Source organism: Flavobacterium sp. YJ01, assembly GCF_029320955.1.
In the GTDB taxonomy this organism is placed as follows: Bacteria; Bacteroidota; Bacteroidia; order Flavobacteriales; family Flavobacteriaceae; genus Flavobacterium.
In genome coordinates this window covers 45,873-67,814 of the sequence record NZ_CP119757.1, presented here as the reverse complement: position 1 = coordinate 67,814, position 21,942 = coordinate 45,873, and the positions used below count along the sequence as shown (strand labels likewise).

The 21,942-nt window shown below is 31.3% G+C and carries 25 protein-coding genes; 15 read left to right on the top strand and 10 right to left on the bottom strand.

Going from position 1 to position 21,942, the window contains the following annotated elements; translation table 11 throughout:
- The first annotated feature begins 44 nt into the window (after nucleotides 1-44).
- The 4 genes from P0R33_RS00380 (at nucleotide 45) to P0R33_RS00365 (ending at nucleotide 2,370) form a co-directional block, all read left to right on the top strand.
- A complete protein-coding gene (locus P0R33_RS00380) occupies nucleotides 45-221 on the top strand; it encodes a hypothetical protein (RefSeq protein WP_276173600.1) in 177 nt (58 codons plus the stop codon).
- A complete protein-coding gene (locus P0R33_RS00375; protein ID WP_276173599.1) occupies nucleotides 214-759 on the top strand; it encodes a hypothetical protein in 546 nt (181 codons plus the stop codon). Before P0R33_RS00380 ends, P0R33_RS00375 begins: the two co-directional genes overlap by 8 nt.
- 157 nt (nucleotides 760-916) lie before the next feature.
- On the top strand, nucleotides 917-1,438 hold the full coding sequence (locus tag P0R33_RS00370; RefSeq protein WP_276173598.1) for a hypothetical protein: 522 nt from the start codon (nucleotides 917-919) through the stop codon (nucleotides 1,436-1,438).
- A gap of 2 nt (nucleotides 1,439-1,440) precedes the next feature.
- On the top strand, nucleotides 1,441-2,370 hold the full coding sequence (locus P0R33_RS00365; RefSeq protein ID WP_276173597.1) for a hypothetical protein: 930 nt from the start codon (nucleotides 1,441-1,443) through the stop codon (nucleotides 2,368-2,370).
- Between the two features lie 247 nt (nucleotides 2,371-2,617).
- On the opposite strand, the gene P0R33_RS00360 is transcribed toward P0R33_RS00365, so the two are convergent.
- Nucleotides 2,618-2,998 carry a hypothetical protein gene (locus P0R33_RS00360; protein WP_276173595.1) on the bottom strand — a complete coding sequence of 127 codons (381 nt, stop codon included), beginning with the start codon at nucleotides 2,996-2,998 and terminating at the stop codon, nucleotides 2,618-2,620.
- Nucleotides 2,999-3,146: 148 nt separating this feature from the next.
- Between P0R33_RS00360 and P0R33_RS00355 the strand changes: the two genes are divergently transcribed.
- The gene (locus tag P0R33_RS00355; RefSeq protein WP_276173594.1) at nucleotides 3,147-3,704 is read left to right on the top strand and encodes a hypothetical protein; all 558 of its coding nucleotides are present in this window, start codon (nucleotides 3,147-3,149) and stop codon (nucleotides 3,702-3,704) included.
- A 96-nt stretch (nucleotides 3,705-3,800) separates the two neighbouring features.
- Nucleotides 3,801-4,049 carry a hypothetical protein gene (locus tag P0R33_RS00350; protein WP_276173593.1) on the top strand — a complete coding sequence of 83 codons (249 nt, stop codon included), beginning with the start codon at nucleotides 3,801-3,803 and terminating at the stop codon, nucleotides 4,047-4,049.
- Nucleotides 4,050-4,240: 191 nt separating this feature from the next.
- On the opposite strand, the gene P0R33_RS00345 is transcribed toward P0R33_RS00350, so the two are convergent.
- Nucleotides 4,241-4,624 (bottom strand): hypothetical protein, encoded by a 384-nt coding sequence (locus P0R33_RS00345; RefSeq protein ID WP_276173592.1) that lies wholly within the window; start codon nucleotides 4,622-4,624, stop codon nucleotides 4,241-4,243.
- Between the two features lie 85 nt (nucleotides 4,625-4,709).
- Nucleotides 4,710-5,126 carry a hypothetical protein gene (locus tag P0R33_RS00340; protein WP_276173591.1) on the bottom strand — a complete coding sequence of 139 codons (417 nt, stop codon included), beginning with the start codon at nucleotides 5,124-5,126 and terminating at the stop codon, nucleotides 4,710-4,712.
- 147 nt (nucleotides 5,127-5,273) lie between these two features.
- Between P0R33_RS00340 and P0R33_RS00335 the strand changes: the two genes are divergently transcribed.
- Nucleotides 5,274-6,503 carry a multidrug effflux MFS transporter gene (locus tag P0R33_RS00335; protein ID WP_276173590.1) on the top strand — a complete coding sequence of 410 codons (1,230 nt, stop codon included), beginning with the start codon at nucleotides 5,274-5,276 and terminating at the stop codon, nucleotides 6,501-6,503.
- Nucleotides 6,504-6,590: 87 nt separating this feature from the next.
- Here the strand turns inward: P0R33_RS00335 and P0R33_RS00330 are convergent, their stop codons facing one another.
- The 4 genes from P0R33_RS00330 to P0R33_RS00315 all read right to left on the bottom strand — a co-directional run bounded on the left by P0R33_RS00330 (nucleotide 6,591) and on the right by P0R33_RS00315 (nucleotide 11,628).
- A complete protein-coding gene (locus P0R33_RS00330; protein WP_276173589.1) occupies nucleotides 6,591-7,856 on the bottom strand; it encodes an NAD(P)/FAD-dependent oxidoreductase in 1,266 nt (421 codons plus the stop codon).
- Nucleotides 7,857-7,936: 80 nt separating this feature from the next.
- Nucleotides 7,937-9,271 carry a DEAD/DEAH box helicase gene (locus tag P0R33_RS00325; RefSeq protein WP_276173588.1) on the bottom strand — a complete coding sequence of 445 codons (1,335 nt, stop codon included), beginning with the start codon at nucleotides 9,269-9,271 and terminating at the stop codon, nucleotides 7,937-7,939.
- A gap of 175 nt (nucleotides 9,272-9,446) precedes the next feature.
- Nucleotides 9,447-10,985: a DEAD/DEAH box helicase gene (locus tag P0R33_RS00320; RefSeq protein WP_276173587.1), complete on the bottom strand. Its 1,539-nt coding sequence runs from the start codon at nucleotides 10,983-10,985 to the stop codon at nucleotides 9,447-9,449.
- A 109-nt stretch (nucleotides 10,986-11,094) separates the two neighbouring features.
- Entirely contained in the window at nucleotides 11,095-11,628 is a 534-nt protein-coding gene (locus P0R33_RS00315; protein WP_276173586.1) for a DUF6155 family protein, read from the bottom strand.
- Nucleotides 11,629-11,776: 148 nt separating this feature from the next.
- On the opposite strand from P0R33_RS00315, the gene P0R33_RS00310 reads away from it, so the two are divergent.
- The gene (locus tag P0R33_RS00310; RefSeq protein WP_276173585.1) at nucleotides 11,777-12,070 is read left to right on the top strand and encodes a DUF3817 domain-containing protein; all 294 of its coding nucleotides are present in this window, start codon (nucleotides 11,777-11,779) and stop codon (nucleotides 12,068-12,070) included.
- Nucleotides 12,063-13,310 carry a mechanosensitive ion channel domain-containing protein gene (locus tag P0R33_RS00305; RefSeq protein ID WP_276173584.1) on the top strand — a complete coding sequence of 416 codons (1,248 nt, stop codon included), beginning with the start codon at nucleotides 12,063-12,065 and terminating at the stop codon, nucleotides 13,308-13,310. The genes P0R33_RS00310 and P0R33_RS00305 overlap by 8 nt, the downstream gene beginning before the upstream one ends.
- Nucleotides 13,311-13,525: 215 nt before the next feature.
- Here the strand turns inward: P0R33_RS00305 and P0R33_RS00300 are convergent, their stop codons facing one another.
- Complete coding sequence (locus tag P0R33_RS00300; RefSeq protein ID WP_276173583.1) at nucleotides 13,526-13,942, bottom strand: hypothetical protein; 417 nt, start codon at nucleotides 13,940-13,942, stop codon at nucleotides 13,526-13,528.
- Between the two features lie 83 nt (nucleotides 13,943-14,025).
- Here P0R33_RS00300 and P0R33_RS00295 point away from each other — a divergent pair, with 83 nt between their 5' ends.
- Nucleotides 14,026-14,433, top strand: coding sequence for a glyoxalase (locus tag P0R33_RS00295; RefSeq protein ID WP_276173582.1), 408 nt, complete (start codon nucleotides 14,026-14,028; stop codon nucleotides 14,431-14,433).
- Between the two features lie 10 nt (nucleotides 14,434-14,443).
- Nucleotides 14,444-14,905, top strand: a complete 462-nt coding sequence (locus tag P0R33_RS00290; protein WP_276173581.1) for a hypothetical protein — start codon at nucleotides 14,444-14,446, stop codon at nucleotides 14,903-14,905.
- A 71-nt stretch (nucleotides 14,906-14,976) separates the two neighbouring features.
- Here the strand turns inward: P0R33_RS00290 and P0R33_RS00285 are convergent, their stop codons facing one another.
- Complete coding sequence (locus tag P0R33_RS00285) at nucleotides 14,977-16,719, bottom strand: DUF885 domain-containing protein (protein ID WP_276173580.1); 1,743 nt, start codon at nucleotides 16,717-16,719, stop codon at nucleotides 14,977-14,979.
- Between the two features lie 24 nt (nucleotides 16,720-16,743).
- Complete coding sequence (locus tag P0R33_RS00280) at nucleotides 16,744-18,720, bottom strand: dehydrogenase E1 component subunit alpha/beta (RefSeq protein WP_276173579.1); 1,977 nt, start codon at nucleotides 18,718-18,720, stop codon at nucleotides 16,744-16,746.
- 189 nt (nucleotides 18,721-18,909) lie between these two features.
- Here P0R33_RS00280 and P0R33_RS00275 point away from each other — a divergent pair, with 189 nt between their 5' ends.
- From P0R33_RS00275 to P0R33_RS00260, 4 genes are all read left to right on the top strand, one after another.
- Complete coding sequence (locus P0R33_RS00275) at nucleotides 18,910-19,860, top strand: 2-oxoglutarate and iron-dependent oxygenase domain-containing protein (protein WP_276173578.1); 951 nt, start codon at nucleotides 18,910-18,912, stop codon at nucleotides 19,858-19,860.
- Nucleotides 19,861-19,974: 114 nt separating this feature from the next.
- Nucleotides 19,975-20,307 (top strand): translation initiation factor, encoded by a 333-nt coding sequence (locus P0R33_RS00270; protein ID WP_276173577.1) that lies wholly within the window; start codon nucleotides 19,975-19,977, stop codon nucleotides 20,305-20,307.
- A gap of 131 nt (nucleotides 20,308-20,438) precedes the next feature.
- A complete protein-coding gene (locus P0R33_RS00265; protein ID WP_276173576.1) occupies nucleotides 20,439-21,308 on the top strand; it encodes a nucleoside phosphorylase in 870 nt (289 codons plus the stop codon).
- 126 nt (nucleotides 21,309-21,434) lie between these two features.
- Nucleotides 21,435-21,911: a DUF4265 domain-containing protein gene (locus P0R33_RS00260; RefSeq protein ID WP_276173575.1), complete on the top strand. Its 477-nt coding sequence runs from the start codon at nucleotides 21,435-21,437 to the stop codon at nucleotides 21,909-21,911.
- Nucleotides 21,912-21,942 lie beyond the last annotated feature (31 nt).

The following is a 21,942-nucleotide window of genomic DNA, read 5'->3' as shown; positions in this document are numbered from 1 at the left end:
AAAGAGTATTTAGAGAAAAGAAAACAATTAAAACAAAATAAGTCATGAAAAATTTGAAAGGAATTGTTTCGATAATTGCAATTATCGTGAAATATGGTGCGGTTGTAACTGCTATTCTAAAAGGTATTCAGGTTGTATCTGATGAATTAGGTAAACTTGATTTTGGAAAAGACGAACCGCAAGAACCTGTTAAATCATTAACTACCGAGGAAAATGAGTAGTTTCTTAGGTAGAAAGGATTTAACTCGAGGGATTCGAAATAATAATCCGGGTAACTTGGTTTTAACAAACATTGCTTGGCAGGGAAAAATCCCAAATAGTCAAAATACTGATAAACATTTTGAACAGTTTACAGAAATAAAATACGGTATTCGTGCGATGCTCAGAGATTTAACGAACGACATTGACAAGGGCAAAAATACAGTAAGAAAACTGATAACTGAGTATGCACCGCCTTTTGAAAATGATACGCAAAAGTATATTGAGGTTGTGTCAAAAGCTGTCGGTTTAGCCCCCGACCAAACTATTAAAATCGTAGATGCAAAGTTTTATTTAGTCATTGCAAGAGCAATTATCAAACATGAATGCGCCCCTGACCATAATTTAATATATGATTCAGATATTCAGGATGCTATTGATATAATGGGAGATTACAATCTTTCAGGTGTTACGGTAACGGCTAAAAAGAAATTCAGATTCAATTATTTGATAATTCCCGTGCTACTTTTTTTTTATACTGTTTACAGCGTTACAGTCTAAACAAACGCCCAAAACGATAAAAATTATTAATTCAAAATTTAAACAAGATGTTAGATAAAATCAAACTTTTTTACGCAAACAATAAAACTATTGCAAATGTTGTATTAGTTGCTTTAGCAGGACTTTTAGCTTATAAATTATTTAAGAAAAAATAATTATGGTTCAAAGAGAGATAGTTAATAGAACAAAGAGCCAAGCCAATACTGTTTGGCTCTTTGACTTTCTGCAAAAATACTGGCTTTTAGTTGTAGGTATCATTGTGTGTTATCCATTATTGAAAAAATGGTATTCTAAATTCACGCAAGATGCTGAGGAAAAAGCTTTGGAAGATGCAGAAAAAGATTTAAAAATTGCGGTTTCTAATCCAATGACAAAAGAAATTGAATTGAATAAAATTACACCACGTAAAGAAGTTCATGACATAGCAGAATCTTTAGCAGTTTGGTTAGGAACAAATAAGCAAACAAAAGACGCTCCTTGGTACACTTGGATAACTGAACCTTGGTCTAATTTCGAAAACGAAAAAGAAACCATTAACGAGTTATTGAAAGTCAAGCAAGTTATTACTGTACCATTAGTGATTGGCTGTTATTATGTTATTACAAGACGTGATTTAAAAGCTGATTTAAAGAAATATTTATCAAACTCGGACTTAAAAAAAGTTCCACTATTTAGTTAATTATGAATACAAGACATTATGTTCAATATATAGATGAAAGTTATGCTTTAAAAGTAAAAGAATTAACTTATTTCCCTTATTATGATGATTGGGATAATGACGTACATTTGGGCGCTAATTATTTGTTAGAGGGAATAGATGTTCAATTTTTTATTGTTGGTGTTTTTATAAATAATAAAAGAGAAGATCGTATCGAGTTTATTGGTATTGATAATTTATTTATGACATCAGTAATTAATGATTTAGAGATGTCGGATTTAAATACGATTCCGTTAAATCACTTTTTTGAAGCTAACAAAAAGGTAAGATTTGAAACTACTAACGTTGGTGTTCCTGTAACATCTGTAAATGTTAATTCGATTCCTCGTCACGATGTAGACGTTAAAACTATGGTGCGTCATCAAGTTGATGTTATGACAATGCCAAGTCCGATTGCAAAACCTGATTTAATAATTTATGACCGTCCTAAACTAGTATTAAAGTCTTTTATTGGAGGTTCTTTAAGTTCAAGGTATGATTCTGCTTCTATACTTGCAAAAGTTACTATCAAGATTTTTTTAGATGGTTCTTACGATATACTTGATAATACGGTTATTTCAAATTTGATTCCTTATAACTACACCACTTTAAATACTGCTACGAGGATTGATGCAGGAAAATCATTTCCTTTTTTCAATTTTTTTATTAAACCAGTAAACTTGTCTGCTGGTGCTTATGCTAGTACGAATTATACGCAATTAGAAATTTTCTTTAATTTAAAAACCAAAGAATTCGCAGTTGCGCATAAAAAATATACAGCTAATATTCCGAGTGTTGAAGTTGAACTTTTTTATAATAACATCATCCAGTTTTACACAGGAGATAATGATAGCGTTACTGTTAAAAGTCCTGATGAATTGGTAGAATTAAAAGTATCAAATAAATACATTTAATGGCTAACACTACTCCAACACCTTACAGCTGTACAATCTTTAATAAAGATAAATCTATAAGACCTATAAAAATTGAATTTTGTAAGTCTATATTTTACCTACATAATTGGTGTAAAAATGTTGGATTTGATTATCATTACATCAATATTTACAATCGAAAAACTGGTAATTATATTTCTCGACAATATTTCAATGATTATATAATAGATAAGCCTTTGTATTAATTTTACAAAGGCTTTTTAATAAATTACTTATGTTTTGTTAATTCAATGTAAACCTGCCAAATAGCATAAAGACCTGCGATAATTGCACCAGTAGCGGTTATAATGTTGTATATGTCTTCTTTAATGCGTTTCCTTTTTTTATCACGTAATTGTGCTTTATAACCACCCTCCTGAAAAAACAAAATCCCTTCATAATTAATTTTAAACATCCACTGATTTGACTCTAATCCATCAACATAACCATCGGAATTTAATTTTACCATAATCAGGTATGCTTCGGCTGGTGGTACGTTTAATTTTGCTAGTTCACAAATAGCTTTGCTATGAAGATATAATATATGTCCTTCTTTGTATCGTTCATAAAGAGATTTAAGTATGTGGTCTAATTTACTTTCAGGTGTCATCGTTTTATGTTAATTATTGCTAATATAATTAAAAACTTTTATAAGGTATAATTATTTATTCTTTTATAGCAATTGACAAAGTGAAATTAAAATTATTGGCATTATATTTGAAAATATTTAATAACCATAACCCCACAAAATAATACACATGAAAAAAACTACTTTATTGAAAATTTTGATTGGATTAGTAAGTATTCTTATTGTTCTCGTTTCTTTATCTTTTATTAACTCTCAATCTACTAATGATTATAAAGAAAAAATTGGTGAAATAGATGTCGAGAGATACTCAGATTCAATTGTGGTGTCTAGAAATGAAGATGCAGATTTAACTATTAAGAATAGAGAGATAAGAAATAATTGGAATAATTATTTTAAAGTCAGTAATAATAATTTTGATTACTATGATATTGGAGGTATTGAGAATTTACAAATTTCTTTTGAAAATGATTCTGATTATGTAGTTAATAATGCCTATGTAGATGTATGTTACATTATTGACAATGGAAGTTGTTATAAAACTGAAAGCGTTCTTTTTAAAAACATACAGCCTCATTCTATTGTTACTCAGAATGCTCCAAATTCTTCTAGGGGGAAAAAGATTCGTTTAGATTTTTCTCAAATATATTCAGACGATTTAAACTTTCTGTATGGTCAAAACATTGTTGGTACAAGATCTTCTATTGACCCTTATTTTTCAAAGGATTAATAATTAGTCTTATATCTATTAGATGAAACCAAATAAAAAGTTCTATTTTATTAATGAAAAAGTAATGACGTAAAAGAATAACTAAAAAATATAAATATGTATACTTACAATGAAGCGGTAAAAATCTTTAAATACTATTCAGATAAAGTAATTGGTAAGAAGATAGATGAAAAAAAAGCAAAAGATTTGCTTGTTACACACATGAAAATTGAAGATTTAGGAAATAATAAATTTGATGTTTATTGTTATACGAAAGCTAATATAAGTATACACTTTTATAGAAATATTGCTTCTGTAGCCAACGACTTAGATTTATTATCTCCGAGTGATGTATTAGAGGAATAAAACATAAAAAATCATAATAAATAAACCCCAATAAAACGGGGTTTTTTTATGTCCATATTTTTTTTATACCTTTAGATTTCTACAAAAGGGGTGTTAAAATCGATGTTGATAAAGTTGTTAACATCTTCTTGGACATACTGCAAATCATACTATAAATTATGATTCAAATTGAAATAACTTCAAAATAGAAGCTATTCATATAATTTGCTTAGAATGATTTCTTTTGGAACTAAATCTGCACCGCCACGTTTTGAAAATTGCAATGCTCCATCGTTTGCCATTAAAACTGCACTTGAAGAAATTCCGTCTTTATCTTTAAGTTTAATCTGCGCTTTATCGCCAAGCGGATAAACATATCCGGAAACTTCTAAAATTCCTGAATTTAATTCTTTATGATCACTTGTAATTTCTGCCGTTCCAAAAATCGCAGAATTAGATTGCGCTATGGTAATTGTAAAAATATATTCTTTCTTGCAGTCTTTACATTTTTCATTGCTCCAGGTTCCTGAGAATCGATTCTGTGAAAAAGATTTTGCGGAAATTATAAATACGAGCAAAAGAATGATTTTTTTCATTGTAGAAATTTAATTAGAATTTGAATCAAATATAAACTAAAAAAGCACCATAAAATTATGATGCTTTTTTGAAATTAAATAAAACTTATAATTTTTTCAAATAAACTGATTTTCCGTTTATAGAAACATCAATTTGATTTGTTTTTTCGTTAAAAGTTGTTCTTAATGCATTTCCATTAAAAATAGTAACGTCGCCGTATACGTGACCTGCTTCAGTTGAAGTATAATCAAATTTAACTTTTTTGTTATCAGGTTCGATACCTAATTTATAACTAGAAAATTTTGTTCCTCTTAAATCAAAGTCCTGCTGTGTATCGATGATATTTCCATCTGCGTAAAAATTTGTGACAGATTTACTAAGTGTAATATCAGGATAATACTGATTTACTTTTTTTAAGAGCTCATATTGCGCTGAGCTTGCATCTTCTTGTTTAGATGTAATGGTTTGGGCAAATGAAATTGATGTAAATAGAACTGCGACTAATAAAAGGTACTTTTTCATAATTATTTTTAATTTAAAGATTAATAAATAGTTATGCCAAAAAAATCAGGCATAAACTTTAATTTATTGTTATAAACTTCGAGAAGTTATATAACAAGGTATGAAATCTTTACCTTTGCAAAAAATTAAAAGCCGTTTTTTAAGAAAATGACAACAAAAAAATATATTAAACTTATCCTTATTTTAGGTTCTTTAACCGCTCTTGGTCCTTTTTCAATTGATATGTATCTGCCTGGTTTTTCTGGAATTGCAAAAGATTTAAATACAACTGTCGCAAAAGTTTCGATGAGTTTATCAAGTTATTTTATCGGAATTTCTGCTGGGCAATTGCTTTACGGACCTTTATTAGATCGTTTTGGACGAAAAAAACCTTTATTTATTGGTCTTCTTGTTTACATATTAGCTTCTTTAGGTTGTATTTATGTTGCTGATATTGATGCTTTTATTTTCCTTCGTTTTATTCAGGCTGTTGGAAGTTGCGCCGCGACTGTGGCTTCTGTGGCAATGGTTCGAGATTTATTTCCTGTAAAAGATATACCAAAAGTATTTTCGCTTTTAATGCTTGTAGTTGGACTTTCACCAATGCTTGCGCCGACAATTGGTGGTTATGTGACGGAAGATTTAGGTTGGCACGCTGTTTTCTTTATATTAATGTGTATGGGAATTGCGATTTTAATAGCTTCACAAATCGGACTTCCAAATACCTATAAACCAGATACGTCTATTTCATTAAAACCAAAACCAATTATCTCTAATTTCTTATTAGTTCTTAAAGAGCCTCAATTTTATACCTACGCTTTTACAGGAGCAATAGCATTCTCTGGATTATTTTCTTACGTAGCAGCTTCTCCTCTAATTTTCATGGATATTTATAAAGTTGACGCTAAAACTTATGGCTGGATTTTCGCTTTAATGTCAGTTAGTTTTATTGGTTCTAGCCAATTGAATTCTATATTATTAAAGAGGTTTTCAAGTGAACAGATGATTTTTGGAGCTTTGATTTCGCAATCTGTTATTAGTATAATCTTTTTGATTTTAGCTTTGAATGATCTTTTAGGATTGTATGAAACTATCGGAATGTTATTTTTATTCTTAGCTTGTTTAGGAATTTCAAACCCAAATACAGCTGGATTGACGCTTGCTCCTTTCGCTAAAAATACTGGAAGTGCTTCTGCCTTAATGGGCGCTATCCAATTAGGTTTGGGAGCTTTAGCATCATTTGCAATCGGTGTTTTTGTAAAAGATTCTGTAGCGCCAATGGTCGCTGTAATGACCACAACAACAATTACAGCTTTTATTATTTTAAATATCGGAAAACGTTTTATAAAAAATAAAGTAACGATTTCTGATAGTGATGATGTTATGATTGCGCACTAAATATGAAAAACTAAATATTTATCATAATAAATAAAAAGCCGAAATCAATGATTTCGGCTTTTCTTTTTATAAAGTATTTTTGAATTTTTAATTCTGAAGTTTTTTATCTGGTCTAATAATCATTCTAAGAGATTGATCTTTTGCAAAATAAGCAACCATCCAGTTCCAAAAAGTGTTTAATCTATTTCTATATGTTATTAAAGAAATTAAGTGAATAAACAACCAAATAATCCAAGCAAAGAAACCTTTAAAATGCCATTTCGGACTCGGTAAATCTACAACAGCTTTTGCTTTTCCGATAATTGCCATAGAGCCTTTATCGTTGTAAGCAAATGGTTTAAGGGGTTTATTTGCTACCATTGCTTTAAAGTTTTTTGCCAGATTTAATCCTTGCTGAATTGCAACCTGTGCAACTTGCGGATGACCGTCTGGAAAATTTTTATCTCCGGCTGTAATCGCAGTATCACCAATGGCATAAATATTGTCTACACCATTAACTTTATTGAATTCGTCTGTTGCCATACGTCTTCCGCGACCATAGCTTTCTTTCGGAATTCCTTCAAAAATTTTAGCAGAAACTCCTGCAGCCCAAATTAAGTTTTTAGTTTTAATGGTTTCACCATTTTCAAATACTACTGTATCATCGACATAATCAACAACTTTAGTATTCAATTTTACTACAACGCCTAATTTTGTTAGAGCCTCTAAAGTATCTTTTTGAGATTCTTTGCTCATTGGTGCTAATAAAGCATCACCACCATCAACTAAATAAACGTTACTTGCAGAAGTGTCTAATTCTGGGTATTCTTTTAAAAGGATATTTTTACGCATTTCGGCAAACATACCAGAAACCTCCACTCCTGTCGGCCCTCCTCCTGCCACAACAATCGTAAGTAATTTACGTCTTTTGCGCATGTCTTTGCATATTGCAGCTTTTTCGAGGTTTTTAAGCAGTGTATTGCGCATTACGATGGCATCATTTAAGGTTTTCATCGGAATCGCATTTTTCATTACGTTTTCCATACCAAAATAACTCGTTTCTGCTCCAGTTGCAAAAACAAGATAGTCATATTCTAAATCTCCGTTGCTTAAAGTTATTTTCTTTTCGGCTGGAGAAACAGAAATTAATTCTCCTAAACGAAAGCTAAGATTCTTTTTACCAGCAAAAAATTTTCTGAAAGGATAACTAATGCTCGAAGGTTCTAAAAATGCCGTAGCAACTTGATATATAAGTGGTGGGAAAAAGTTATAATTATTTTTGTCTACAAGTGTTACTTGTATTTGAGGCTGATTTACGAGCTCTTTTGCTAGATTAATTCCCGCAAATCCACCTCCAATAATGACTATTTTCATATATGTTGTAATTAATAGGATTATAGAATAATTCCTTATAAAAGTACAACTTTAATATGCAATGACAAAAGTCATATTATTTACTTTTTGAATTTTTTAACTGTTTTTTCAACTATATCGATTTTGTTCTGTAGGACATAACTTGCCATTAATTTCTCGATTAGTTCTTCTTTAGTTAAATGATGAAAAACCGTTTTTACTTTCGTTTTCAATTCAGCCGAAAGATCATGATTGGGTTTTGTTTTGAAGATTTGTTTCGCCCATAAAAGCATATTATTTTCTTCGAGACTTGCTGCAGTTGGTTTTTTAAACTCAGAAAATTTGATTCCCAATTCTCTTTCAAAATCGGCAATTTCAAAAACTTCTTCTTGTTGTAAAACAGTCAAAGAAAGTCCCTTTGCTCCTGCCCTTGCCGTTCTTCCGCTTCGGTGCACATAGTTTTCATAAGTATCAGGCAAGTGATAATTGATTACGTATGAAATCTCTTTTACGTCAATTCCTCTAGCAGCCAAATCGGTTGCTACTAAAATATTGATATGTCCTTCGCGAAATTGTTCCATTATTCTATCACGAATTCCTTGCGTTAAACTTCCGTGAAGCGCTCCAGAAGAAAATTTATTTATAGCCAGATTTTTAGCTAATTTATTAACTGCGGCTTTTGTTTTACAGAAAATAATTCCTCTTTCACCATCTCTCGAATTTAAGAAGTGCATTAAAACTTCCAATTTTTCAATCGGATCTACAACAATATATTCGTGATCAATTCCTTCGTTACCAACCGTTTCCATGTTAGCACTTATTTGAACTACATTTTTATTCAAATAATTCTGTACCAATTGTTTTATAGCGCCCGGAAGTGTTGCAGAAAATAATAAGGTACGACGTTTCTTAGGAAGCTCTGCAACAATTTCGTCTAAACCTTCTTTTAGAATAGCAATCATTTCGTCTGCTTCATCTAAAACTAAATATTCGGTAGTTTTTAAGTCGATTGCTTTTCTCTGAATTAAATCGATCAAACGTCCTGGCGTTGCTACAACAATCTGAGCACCTTCTTTCAATCTTTCGATTTGCGGTTTTATTGGAGTTCCTCCACAAATTGAAGCAATTGATATACTAGGAATATATTTTGCAAAACTCTCTAAATTTCTAACAATCTGCTGTCCTAATTCTCTTGTAGGCACAAGAATAACAGTTTGAACTGCAGTAGATTCTGGTTTAATTAATTGCAATAATGGTAAACCAAATGCTGCTGTTTTTCCAGTTCCAGTTTTAGCTAAACCTACAATATCATGAGTTTCAGATAATAAAAGCGGAATTGTTTTTTGTTGAATTTCAGTTGGTTCAACGATGTTTAATTCGCCTAAAGCTTTTAGAATTGGCGCTGAAAGTCCTAATGTTGAAAATTGTTTAGACATTTTTTTAGTTTTTTTGTTTAAAGTTTCATGTTTCAAGTTACATAGAAACTCAATAAGTTGAAAGGAGAAATTACATTTCTTTTGAAATGCTATTTCTCCTTTTGTATTATAAATAATGTTTTAGATTCCAGTAACTTGAAACATGAAACCTGAAACAATTAAAACTTAATTATTATCAATCTGGTTCGTTCATGATTTTCTCACGATATTTTTTACCAATTAATAACGTTAATCTTTGCTTGTAATCATCAACCAGCCATTCGCGGTAGTTTTTACTGCATTGACTTAGACATTTCGAATATCGTTTGATACGATCTTCAATATCATCATCTAATTCTTTAGCCAACATTTTTGCTTCCTGAAGCGTTTCGGTATTATCTACGCACATGGCAGAATGCTGTTCTAAAGATTTGTCAAGAACTACTTTTGAACGAAGGTTTTGTTTTATAATTAATTTATGTTCTTCATCAACATCAAAACTAACATCGGCAGTTTTACTGAATTTTGCTCTTAATTCAGCTGGCATGCTGTATTTGAAAAACATTTCGATTTCATGGTCGTCACGCAGATTTTCTAAATAAAACTCTGGAGATTTAAAAATATGCTGCCAGTTTACAGGATCACTCCATAAACCAAAACGAGCGGCATTGTTTCCTAAATCGATTACTGTAAATTCATCTTTTCCAGGTAATTTACGAGAACCGCGACCAATCATTTGGAAATATAAAGTCAACGATTTTGTTGCTCTGTTCAAAATGATAGTTTCTACCGTTGGTTCGTCAAAACCAGTTGTCAAAATTCCAACAGATGTCAAAATTGCATCTGGAGTCTTTTTAAACCATTGCAAAATATCCTTACGTTCTTCTGAACTACTTGTGTTGTCTAAGTGTCTAATATCGTAACCTGCTTCTCTAAAAGTTTCATAAACATATAAAGAAGTATGGATACCGTTATTAAAAATTAATGTCTTTTTACCCAAAGAACGTTCTGTATAAGCATGCAAAAGTTTTTCTTGCATTAAGGTGTTAGTATATAAATCATCAGATGATTTTACGGTATAATCACCGTTAATACCCACTTTTAATGAAGTCAAACCAACATCATAACTATATGTTGTAGCTCTTGCCAAAAATCCTTTGTCTATTAAAGAGCCAATAGTGTCTCCAACAATAAGTTCGTTATAACTCTGGTGCATTGGCAATTTAATGTTCGAACTCAATGGCGTTGCAGTAACTCCAAGAATAAAAGCATTTTTGAAAGAGTTTAACAACTTTCTGAAAGAATTATAATGCGCCTCATCAATAATAACCAAACCGATATTATCCAAATGAAGTTTTTCATCATTAATACGGTTTTTTAAAGTTTCGACCATTGCTACAAAACAAGAAAAATCATTCTGATCTGGCAGTTCTTTAACTTTACTGTTGATTATTTTATTGGTCACACCAAAACCAGTTAACATTTTTGAGGTTTGTTTACAAAGTTCGATACGGTGCGTTAAGACCACAACTTTTTTGTCGTTAGTAGATAGATAACGACGAACGATTTCAGAAAATATTACTGTTTTTCCTCCGCCGGTCGGAAGCTGATACAGTAAATGATGTTTTGGAGGAGCATTGTCTAAACGGTCAAAAATAGCGTCAATATCGCCTTTTTGGTATGCATAAAGTTCTTTCTTCTCTTCTCTTTGTATTTCTAAAGTGTTTTGAGACATTGTTTATTTTTGGATTTTTGCAAAAATACATCGAAAAAACAGTTATTCATCTTATTTTAACCTAAAATAAATGTTTTTTTAAAAGAAAGATTTTTTATGGGAAATGGTTTTAGAGGTCAATTTTATCTAAAATTACCTCAAAATCGTACTTATTTTTCCATTTTTGCTGCAAAGTTTCTTCATAAATGCCATTAATTCTTAATTTAAAATCATTAAAAATTCCATTTGAGATGATAAAATTAACAGCTTGTTCGAAAGAATTATAGATGCTTTTGTAAAACAATTCTTGCTTGATTAAATTTTGAGAAGAAAACGTTTGCGCAATTTCGATGTTATAAAGCATAATATCTGCAACAACATAAGAATCTACACCAAGCGTCATAAAATGTTTGATTAATTTTTGAGCAACCGATCTTCGCATTTTAGCTTTAGGACGCCATTTTGCTCCCGGTTTTTTTATCGGAAAATATTCATGAGAAATTTTGACTTTAGCTTCTTGCAATAATTTATCTTCTTTCGGATTAAAAACAAAGTCATAATAGGTCTTTACTGGAGCAAATTTCTCATACAATTCAATCAATTGTTCTTCTAATTGTTCCTTTGTCAATTCTCCTAAATATTTTTTTAAATCTCTTTTACTCATACAGTAAAGATAATTTTCAATTTTTTAAATTCCAAATGCCAATTTTCAGCGTATTGAACTTATTTAATTTTGAATTTTTAAATTCTAAAATTCTAAAATCAATCCAGAATCCTTAATTTTGCTGGCATAAAACTTAAAAAATAGATACATGCTCAAGATTTTCAAAGTTACTGCCATTTTAGAAGGAATCTCTTATTTAGTATTATTTGCTAATATGTTGATTATCAAAAACAACAATCCTGAACTTTACCATACTTTATTACGTCCGCTTGGAATGACACATGGTGTGTTGTTTATCGGATATATTATTTTAGCTTTTTTATTGAAAAAATCAATGAATTGGGATTTCAAAACTTTTGCAATTATTTTAGTAGCTTCTCTTATTCCGTTTGGAACTTTTTATATCGAGAAAAAATATTTAGAAACTAAAGCAAATGCTTAAGCTTTTGGAGAAAATATTTAACTTTTTATATCCCGTTTTTAGAGATTGGGGAATGAGCCGTAACGTAGCGTCTTATACCAGTTTAATCTTTAATATCGCTATTTTAATAGCATTAGCTTATATTATTTATTATGTTGCCAAATTTATTTTGGTGACTTTGACTGCTGTTTTTGCACAGCGCACCAAAACAAAATTTGACGATTATTTAATTCAAAACAAAACAACTAGATACACAGCGTATTTAATTCCGTTTTTCTTTATTTATAAAGCCGTTCCTGTAATTTTAGATAAATACGAATATTGGGAATCAATTTTCGGAAAAATTGTCGGTATTTACATTGTATTGCTTGGATTATGGATTGTTAGAACCGTTTTTAATTCGTTACGCGATTATTTAAAACAAAAACCAGAATACAGCGACAAACCGATTGATAGTTTTGTCCAAGTTATTATGATCGTGCTTTGGATTTTTGGAGTTGCAATGATTATTTCTACTCTGTTCGGAATCAAAAAAGGCGAATTATTAACTATTTTAGGAACACTTTCGGCAATTATCATTTTGATTTTCAGAGATACGATTCTTGGGTTTGTTTCGAGTGTTCAGGTTGCCATAAACGATATGGTTCGAATTGGCGACTGGATTACAATGGATAAATTTGGTGCAGATGGAGATGTGATCGAAATCAATTTAACGACAGTAAAAGTTCGAAATTTTGATAATACCATCACCACAATTCCGACATATGCTTTAAGTTCTGATTCTTTTCAGAACTGGCGCGGAATGCAGAAATCAGACGGAAGACGTATCAAAAGACATGTTTTAATAAAAAGCAGTACAATTCGTTTTTTGAATGACGAAGATTTGCATCAATTAAGAAAAGTTCAGCTAATTACCTCTTATATTGACAGCAGACAAGCCGAAATCGAAAAATACAATGATCTGCGTGGAATTGATAAAACACTTTCTCTAAATGGTCGAAATATGACGAATTTAGGTTTGTTTAGAAAATATATCATGCAATATTTAACGGATCATCCTGGATTGAACAAAAATATGCATATTATGTGCAGACAACTACAATCTACAGCTCACGGAGTTCCGTTAGAAATTTATGTGTTTTCGAGTGACAAACGTTGGGCAAATTACGAATATATTATGGCGGATATTTTCGATCACGTCATGGCTTCGGTAAGATATTTTGATTTGGAAATTTTTGAATTGCCTTCAACATTGAATTAGTTTTCTTTGTTTCAAGTTTCAGGTTTCAAGTTTAACCGCAAAGAACGCTAAGAATTACGCAATCCCGATAGCTATCGGGAGCAAAGTTTTTTTCCAAAGCTTTGCGAACTTTACGTTTTTATAAAATCTCGTATATCAAAAAACCTTGCGTTCTTTGCGTTAAAAACTCAAGGCATTTTATAAAACTTGAAACCTGAAACTTGAAACAAAGAAAACTAATATGTAACTTCTTCAAAAACAAATTCAGAATTATTGTATTCAATTGGAACTTCGGGAACGTAACACGGAAGATTAAAATAAGTTCCAATAACTCCCTTTCCTAAAAACAGTTTATTGTCTTTCTTTAAAAGCGCAATAGGAACTCTTTTCCAGTTTCCTCCAAAGGAAATAAAATAATAATCCCCTCTTAAAGTATCTCCTCTTAAGTCGCCTCTTACATCTCCAGAATCTTTACCGTATCCATAACGAGAAATTTCATAACGTCCATAGAAACGTTTGTTATTAATGTGAACATCAAAAACAGCTGTATCTTTATTATTTACAGCCTGATATATTTTATGATTGTATTTTTCTTTATTTTCTTTCGAATTGCAAGAAACTATTAATAAACAGAGAAATAGAAATAATCGCATATTTTATTTTTGTAAAAAAACAAAAATAGGTTTTTATCATGGGATTATTTCTTTAACTTTAAGAAAAACTTAAAACAAATACCATGGAAGATAGAGACACTTTTTTAAAAGAATTCAGAGGCGAGACTTTAGGAACTGTAAGTGCTCAATCTTCTCCAGATGAGATCTTTCAAAACCAGACCATCAGACCGATTTTAAAACTGCAAAATGATTTGTTCATCGCAGTTTTTATTAATTATGTAAACAAAAACAAGCCTGATTTCTATTCTTATTCTGTAGAGAAAAAACTTCAAACGATCGAAAATTCGATTCAAAAGGACATTAAATTTCGAAACTCTTTAAAAGGAATTGTAATGGCGCTTTTTACGGTTGAAGAATATAATACTTACATTAAAAATTCTTCTGATTTAAATAAACGAATGATGAATTTATTAATTGACCGATTGAAAAATCAGGTACAATTGTTTGAAGTAGAATCTGATTTGAAATAAACATTCTAAAATGAAATTTAGTTTAGATTTTACAACAGGTTACGGTCAATTTTACCTGAATGATAAAGACGAAGGAGATACAGGTTCTCCAGATTTTTGGACAGACGAAGCCTTTAACGATAAACTTGCTGTAGAAAAAGGAATTTTAGGGATTTCTCTTGAAAATAGTGAAGGAATTGTAAAAGCAGAACTTGAGATTTTAAGTTCTAAAAGTCTAATTTCTGATTTTACTGATTTCGATCATGTTGTAGAAGCAAGCTTAGAAATAAATACAGGTTTCTTGCAAATAAATGATTGTCCATTTTCTCTTCTTGTTTTAGAGGAAAAAATTGAAAAAGGTAATTATAGGGTTCGAGTTTACTGTAAGAATTTAGAAACTGCGTATAATGAAAATCCTGAAGACTTCTATAAAATAGAAATGTGGAAAGATTCTTATTTGGATAGAACTGTTTTAAAAAGATTCGAAAGTTAAAAATTATGATAAAAAAAGAAGGTTTGACTTTAAAAATCAAACCTTCTTTTTTTATAAAATCTAAAGAAAATCTACTCTTCAGAAAGCATCAATTCTTTGATATATTTTACTGGAGCACTTCCAAAACTTAAGAACTTTTCGTGAAACTTTTTCAAGTTAAATTTATCGCCTTCTTTTTTCTTTAATTCTTCTCTTAAATTATAGATTTCAGTATAACCTGTAAAATAAGAACACAATTGAACTTGAGATAAAGTAGCACGTTTCCATTTTCCGTCTGCCTCCGCTTGTTGCTGAAAAGCTTCTTTTGTTAGAAGTTTAATGGCATCTTCTTTTGACATTTCTTTAGTATGTACGCTAATGTCTAATATAGTATTACAAGTTGTTCTAAGATTCCATTTATAATACATTAACCACATTTCATCAGAGTTTTTGTAACCGCTTTCTAGCATCATTTTCTCTGCATAAACAGCCCAACCTTCAACCATAGCGCCGTTTCCGAAGATAGATTTGATAATACTTGGCGATTGATTGCTGTAAACCAATTGAGTATAATGTCCCGGAATTGCTTCATGAATATTCAAGATTTGCAAAATATAATCGTTGTATTCTCTTAAATAGCTTTCTGCATTTTCTTTTGTCCATCCAGACATACTTCCCACATTATAATACGTGTTTGCATTTTTATCATATGGTCCAGGAGCAGAAATTGATGCGCCGGCAACTCCAGCCATATATGCAGGTTCTTTGCGAACAACTAAAGGTTTTGAAGGATCAATGTATAATAAATCTTTTGCTTTTACATAAGCCGTCAATTCTGGAATTTGTTTTTCGATTTCAGATTGGAATTTTTCTGGTGTAGTGTGTTTTAATGAAATTTCATCAATAACTTCTTTAATTAATTCCAGTTTGTCGGTTGGTTTTACAGCATTGCCTTTGTATTTAGTCCAAAGTTTATCGGCTAAAACAAACATTTTTTCGTGTAAATCTTTTTTATGATTTACGGCGATTTGATAAATTTCGTCTGCCGTATATCCCGATTGGATATTCAAATCAAACTTTTTGGAATACAAATCTTTTCCTAATCTAAAAGAACGAGGCGTTTTGTTTGGCAGTTTTTTCAGCCAATCTGCATAATCAGTAATCGCTTTTACCGAAACAGCTGCTTTTTCTAACATTTGTTTCTTTTCTGCATCTGATAATTTGCTTTTTTCTAAAGTATTTTTAAGGTCATCTTGAAAAACCGAAGAACCACCAAGATTCTGAGCAATTGCAAGTTCTGTATGTTCTAAAGTTGGATTCTTTACATTCTTTTTAGCCGCTTCATAATAAGCAGGAATTCCATCCATTTTGGCATTAAAAGCTTTTAAACGTGTTTCTAGATTATCGTAATTTCCATTTAATATTTCAGCAAAAGAACCGCAAACATTATATTCTGACGGATCCCATTCATTTGTTTTTAATTCTTTGATGTTAAAAATGATTCCGTTTAATTGATTTTTTATCATATAATAATCGGTCTTATTGTTGTTTGACAGATTATCAATGTTATAAGATTTTAGAGAATCTAATTGTGCGTTTGCAAAATCTAATTTATTTTGACTGTCTTTTGCATCTGGATTCGTCAAAATACTATCATACTTATGAAATCCTACGCCAGAAGCCCAATTCGGATTCAGTTTCCATAATTCGGAAATAAAGTTGTTTTTATAAGTGTCAAATTTTTTGTCTAAATCTGTATCCTTGTTAGATTTGGCATTTTTAGCGCAAGAAGCCAAAAGCAAAACCGTAAAAAGTGATAGGCAAATTTTTTTCATATAATTAATTTTAAAAAGTTTCTTTTAATAATCCAGTAATTCTTTAAGCGCGATTTCAAATCGATTTTTAGGTAAAAACTGATCTTCTAATGCTTTTGTAAACGGAATTGGCGAATCTAAACTGGCTACGCGTTTTACGGGAGCATCAAGATATTCAAAACAATTTTCCATAATTAAAGCCGATATATCACTTGCAATTCCGCCAAACATGGTGTCTTCTTGATAAATTATGGCTTTTCCAGTTTTTTTAACTGAAGCAAAAATAGTTTCTGTATCTAATGGCTGTAAAGTTCTTAAATCGATTAAATCGGCATCTATTTCTGGATTGTTTGCTAAAGTTTCTAAAGCCCAATGAACTGGCGCGCCGAATGAAATAATGGTTACTGATTTTCCTTCTTTAACCAAAGCTGCTTTACCTAAAGGAATGGTATAATACTCCTTTGGAACATCTTGATAAATACTTCTATACAATAATTTATGTTCAAAGAATAAAACAGGATTTGGATCATTTATTGAGGTGTTTAAAAGTCCTTTTGCATCATAAGGAAATGCTGGATAAACAACTTTTAAACCTGGTGTTTTGGTAAACCAAGCTTCATTGGTTTGCGAATGAAAAGGTCCCGCCTGAGTTCCGCCACCGCAAGGCATACGAACAACAACATCTGCATTTTCTCCCCAACGATAATGTGATTTTGCCAATAAGTTCACAATCGGATTAAATCCTGTTGACACAAAATCAGCAAATTGCATTTCTACAATTGCTTTATAATTATTAATAGACAATCCCATTGCAGCTGAAACAACAGCGCTTTCGCAAATTGGAGTATTTCGTACGCGATCTTTTCCAAAGAATTCGACAAAACCATCTGTGATTTTAAAGGCGCCTCCATATTCTGCAATATCTTGCCCCATTATAACCAAATTTTTATGGCGTTGCATTGATTCGTTTAAACCATTTCGGATGGCATCAATAAAACGAATACTTTCAGTTTCAGATTCGGTTTTAACTTCTTCAAATTGATAAGGTTTGTAAACATCATCTAATTCTCCACTGTAAGTTGGTTCGATTTCTGGTTCGGCATTTGCTTTTGCCCAATTTTCATCAATTTCTTGTTTTATTTCAGCGCGAAATTGCTCGTCTAATTCTTCAGTAAGAATTCCGTTTTCTAAAAGATATTTTTTGTAATTAGTAACTGGATCTCTTAATTCCCATTGATCCATTAATTCCTGAGGAACATATTTAGTACCACTCGCCTCTTCGTGCCCGCGCATTCTGAAAGTTTTAAATTCTAACAAAATCGGACGTGGATTCTCTTTCATTTCTTCTTTTAACTGAGATAATTTGTTGTAGACTTCTACAATATTATTTCCGTCAATAATCCAGCTTTCAATGCCGTAACCAATTCCTTTATCAGCAAGGTTTTCGCAGGCATACTGTTCGTTTGTTGGAGTCGAAAGCCCGTAGCCGTTATTTTCGATAATAAACATTACAGGCAATTTCCAAACTGCGGCAATATTCAAAGCTTCATGAAAATCGCCTTCGCTTGTTGCACCTTCGCCCGTAAAAACTGCTGTTATTTTTTTATTGTTTTGAAGTTTATCTGCTAAAGCAATTCCGTCAGCAATTCCTAACTGCGGACCTAAATGCGAAATCATTCCGATAATATTGTATTCCTGTGTTCCGAAGTGGAAACTTCTGTCTCGACCTTTTGTAAAACCATTAGCTTTACCTTGCCATTGCGAAAACAAACGATGCAACGGAATTTCTCTCGTTGTAAAAACACCAAGATTTCGGTGCATTGGAAGTATATATTCTGATTGGTCTAAAACAGCGGTAACACCAACTGCAATAGCTTCTTGTCCGATTCCCGAAAACCATTTAGAAACTTTTCCTTGACGAATCAAGATTAGCATCTTTTCTTCTATCAATCGTGGTTTTAATATCTTTTTGTATAAGTCTAATAATTGAGTGTCAGTGAGGTTTTGTCGGTAAAAAATCATGTAATTTTTTGTTTTTTAGTGTTTCAAATATAACAATTTGAGTTAATTTTATTGGATTCTGAAATATTTTTTTAGTCAGAATCACGCTTTTAATGCCTGTGCTTAAGATTATTTTCTAAAATAGTCTCTACCTTTGTTAGCGAAAGGTGCTTATGACACCTTTTGTTTTTTAAATAAAAAATGTAAAGTATGCAAAACATTCCTAGTGTAGACTTACGTGATTTCCTTTCGGACGACCCGAAACGTAAACAAAAATTTGTAAATGAAATCGGCAGTGCATTTGAAAACATTGGCTTCGTAGCCTTAAAAGGTCATTTTCTTGATGATCAATTGGTAGACGAACTTTATGGCGAAATTAGAAACTTCTTCGCCTTGCCAATAGAAACTAAGCATAAATATGAAATTCCTGGAATTGGCGGTCAAAGAGGCTATGTTTCTTTTGGAAAAGAACATGCTAAAGGACGCAAAGAGGGAGATTTAAAAGAATTCTGGCATTTTGGTCAATACGTTGACGCAAATTCTAGATGGGCTTCAGAATATCCAGATAATGTTGAAGTTACAGAATTACCACGTTTTAATGTAGTAGGTAAAGAAGCGTATCAAAAATTGGAGAAAACTGGGGTTTATGTTTTAAGAGCTTTGGCTTTACATTTAGGTCTTGATGAGTTTTATTTTGATAATTATGCAAAAGAAGGAAACTCAATTTTAAGACCAATTCATTATCCGCCAATTACTTCTGAGCCAGAAAATGCAATTCGCGCGGCAGCTCACGGCGACATCAATTTGATTACGCTTTTAATGGGCGCTCAAGGTAGAGGATTACAAGTTCAAAATCATAACGGTGATTGGATAGACGCCATTGCTCAAGATGACGAATTAGTAATTAATGTTGGCGATATGTTATCTCGTCACACCAATAACAAATTGAAATCTACAATTCACCAAGTGGTAAATCCGCCGAGAGAATTATGGGGAACTTCACGTTATTCAATTCCGTTTTTCATGCATCCTGTAAGCGATATGCGTTTAGATTGTCTTGAAAATTGTATCGACGAGGAAAACCCGAAAAAATACGAAGATATTTCTGCTGGAGAGTTCTTGCACGAACGTTTAGTAGAGTTAGGTTTAATCAAAAAATAAACTTAAATAAATTCTTATATAAAAATTCCAAATTCCAAGTTTTTCTTGGGGTTTGGAATTTAATTTTTAGATATCTTTATACTTGGAATTTATTTATTTTAGAATGAAAAAAATATGGACTTTAAAGATCAATTAAAAAATTTGTTTCCAGATCACGTTGAATCAAATGAACCAGAACAAGTTGAAGAACAAGAACACGTTCTTTATGTTCAAAAAGAGCCAATGATTTGCAAATTTGAAAAACGTAAAGGAAAACCAACTACAATTATTGAAGGTTATGAAGGATCTGACGAAGATTTTAAAGTCTTAGCCAAAGAAATCAAAACCAAACTGAGCGTTGGCGGAACTTTTAAAGATGCTTCTATTATCATTCAAGGAGATTATCGCGACAAAATCATGGCGATCTTAAAAGAAAAAGGATTTAAAACAAAACGCGTCGGAGGGTAATAATTGTTTAAAGTTTCATGTTTAAAGTTTCAAGCTCTTCAAAGCAACCTGAAACCTGAAACCTGAAACAAAAAAACTCAGAACCTTAGCGCCTTAGAAACTTTGCACCTTTGTACCTTAAAAAGAAAAAAATGATCCAATCATCAGAATTAATACTTAATCCCGACGGAAGTGTTTATCACTTAAACCTTCGTCCAGAACATATTGCTCACGACATTATTTTTGTTGGTGATCAAAACAGAGTAGAAAAAATTACCCAGTTTTTCGATTCAATCGAATATTCTACTCAAAAAAGAGAATTTAAAACCCAAACCGGAATTTATAAAGGAAAAAGAATTTCTGTAATTTCTACAGGAATCGGGCCAGATAATATTGATATTGTTTTAAATGAGCTTGACGCTTTAGTAAATATTGATTTAAAAACGCGAGAGCCAAAAGAAAAACTAACTTCTTTAAATATTATCAGAATTGGAACTTCTGGATCTTTGCAAGAGGATATTCCAGTTGATAGTTTTGTAATGTCTAAATTTGGTTTAGGATTAGATAATATGCTTCGCTCCTATCTAATTGACGATGTTTCGATTACAGAAATTGAAGACGCTTTTGTAAAACATACTAATTGGGATTCTAAAAAAGGAAAACCGTATGTAACGCAATGCTCTGAAAAATTAGAAAAACTAATTGAGTCTGATAAAATATTTAAAGGAATTACAGCAACAGCTGGAGGATTTTATGGTCCCCAAGGAAGAGTTTTACGTTTGAATATTCAAGATGAAGAATTGAATAGTAAAATGGATAATTTTAGCCATAATGACACAAAAATTACTAATTTAGAAATGGAAACGGCTGCAATTTACGGTCTTTCCGCACTTTTAGGTCATAATGCATTATCGCTTAATGCCATTATTGCCAATCGTGCATCTGGAACTTTTAGTGAAGATCCTTATAAAGCTGTAGATGAGTTAATTGCTTATACATTGAATAAACTGGCTGGGAATTAATTTCGTATATGATTTATGAATTAAAACTGCTGAAAAAACTTTATTGCAGTAATATTCATTTTTTATAGCTTTTATATTTTTAATTAAAAAAATAGAGAGCTAACTTTAAGCGAAGAAAATAAAATAATGGAACAAGAAACGCACAAAAAAATATTATTTAAATACTATAGTGATTATCTAGATGAAGTAGTATCTGAAACCATGTGGGCAGAAATTATAGATTTAGAGAAAGGTCTTTTTAAATTGGATAACATTCCATTTTTTGGTCCCTTAATTGCTACAGACGATCTTTTTTACGCAGAATTTGATGAAACTGAGGAAAAATTCATGCATAAAAAAACGATTCAAAATTCTGGAAATTCGATTGTTCAGATAGCTATTTTAGAAAAAGGTTTTGATGCAACGATTATCCGAGATCAATTAAAGGCAATTAATTGTTTATCGGAAGCATTAAATGAAAACTTTTTTGCAGCAGAAATAGGAAAAGATGTAGATTATACATTGGTAAGAAGTCTATTAAGCGAATACGAGTCGCAAGATATTATCGAATTTGCAGAACCTTGTCTTTCAGAAAAACATCGAACAGATTTATTAAAAAATTAAACTAACCAAACTTAATTAATACGCATACGCA

What these genes read in the sequence shown, in the direction of transcription:
- P0R33_RS00275 (WP_276173578.1), top strand. Translation starts at nt 18,910, where the DNA reads ATGCAAAACATTCCTAGTGTAGACTTACGTGATTTCCTTTCGGACGAC.
- P0R33_RS00295 (WP_276173582.1), top strand. Translation starts at nt 14,026, where the DNA reads ATGGAAGATAGAGACACTTTTTTAAAAGAATTCAGAGGCGAGACTTTA.
- P0R33_RS00355 (WP_276173594.1), top strand. Translation starts at nt 3,147, where the DNA reads ATGAAAAAAACTACTTTATTGAAAATTTTGATTGGATTAGTAAGTATT.
- P0R33_RS00285 (WP_276173580.1), bottom strand. Translation starts at nt 16,719, where the DNA reads ATGAAAAAAATTTGCCTATCACTTTTTACGGTTTTGCTTTTGGCTTCT.
- P0R33_RS00315 (WP_276173586.1), bottom strand. Translation starts at nt 11,628, where the DNA reads ATGAGTAAAAGAGATTTAAAAAAATATTTAGGAGAATTGACAAAGGAA.
- P0R33_RS00325 (WP_276173588.1), bottom strand. Translation starts at nt 9,271, where the DNA reads ATGTCTAAACAATTTTCAACATTAGGACTTTCAGCGCCAATTCTAAAA.
- P0R33_RS00380 (WP_276173600.1), top strand. Translation starts at nt 45, where the DNA reads ATGAAAAATTTGAAAGGAATTGTTTCGATAATTGCAATTATCGTGAAA.
- P0R33_RS00365 (WP_276173597.1), top strand. Translation starts at nt 1,441, where the DNA reads ATGAATACAAGACATTATGTTCAATATATAGATGAAAGTTATGCTTTA.
- P0R33_RS00370 (WP_276173598.1), top strand. Translation starts at nt 917, where the DNA reads ATGGTTCAAAGAGAGATAGTTAATAGAACAAAGAGCCAAGCCAATACT.
- P0R33_RS00300 (WP_276173583.1), bottom strand. Translation starts at nt 13,942, where the DNA reads ATGCGATTATTTCTATTTCTCTGTTTATTAATAGTTTCTTGCAATTCG.
- P0R33_RS00340 (WP_276173591.1), bottom strand. Translation starts at nt 5,126, where the DNA reads ATGAAAAAGTACCTTTTATTAGTCGCAGTTCTATTTACATCAATTTCA.
- P0R33_RS00375 (WP_276173599.1), top strand. Translation starts at nt 214, where the DNA reads ATGAGTAGTTTCTTAGGTAGAAAGGATTTAACTCGAGGGATTCGAAAT.
- P0R33_RS00330 (WP_276173589.1), bottom strand. Translation starts at nt 7,856, where the DNA reads ATGAAAATAGTCATTATTGGAGGTGGATTTGCGGGAATTAATCTAGCA.
- P0R33_RS00320 (WP_276173587.1), bottom strand. Translation starts at nt 10,985, where the DNA reads ATGTCTCAAAACACTTTAGAAATACAAAGAGAAGAGAAGAAAGAACTT.
- P0R33_RS00270 (WP_276173577.1), top strand. Translation starts at nt 19,975, where the DNA reads ATGGACTTTAAAGATCAATTAAAAAATTTGTTTCCAGATCACGTTGAA.
- P0R33_RS00260 (WP_276173575.1), top strand. Translation starts at nt 21,435, where the DNA reads ATGGAACAAGAAACGCACAAAAAAATATTATTTAAATACTATAGTGAT.
- P0R33_RS00290 (WP_276173581.1), top strand. Translation starts at nt 14,444, where the DNA reads ATGAAATTTAGTTTAGATTTTACAACAGGTTACGGTCAATTTTACCTG.
- P0R33_RS00360 (WP_276173595.1), bottom strand. Translation starts at nt 2,998, where the DNA reads ATGACACCTGAAAGTAAATTAGACCACATACTTAAATCTCTTTATGAA.
- P0R33_RS00310 (WP_276173585.1), top strand. Translation starts at nt 11,777, where the DNA reads ATGCTCAAGATTTTCAAAGTTACTGCCATTTTAGAAGGAATCTCTTAT.
- P0R33_RS00280 (WP_276173579.1), bottom strand. Translation starts at nt 18,720, where the DNA reads ATGATTTTTTACCGACAAAACCTCACTGACACTCAATTATTAGACTTA.
- P0R33_RS00305 (WP_276173584.1), top strand. Translation starts at nt 12,063, where the DNA reads ATGCTTAAGCTTTTGGAGAAAATATTTAACTTTTTATATCCCGTTTTT.
- P0R33_RS00335 (WP_276173590.1), top strand. Translation starts at nt 5,274, where the DNA reads ATGACAACAAAAAAATATATTAAACTTATCCTTATTTTAGGTTCTTTA.
- P0R33_RS00345 (WP_276173592.1), bottom strand. Translation starts at nt 4,624, where the DNA reads ATGAAAAAAATCATTCTTTTGCTCGTATTTATAATTTCCGCAAAATCT.
- P0R33_RS00265 (WP_276173576.1), top strand. Translation starts at nt 20,439, where the DNA reads ATGATCCAATCATCAGAATTAATACTTAATCCCGACGGAAGTGTTTAT.
- P0R33_RS00350 (WP_276173593.1), top strand. Translation starts at nt 3,801, where the DNA reads ATGTATACTTACAATGAAGCGGTAAAAATCTTTAAATACTATTCAGAT.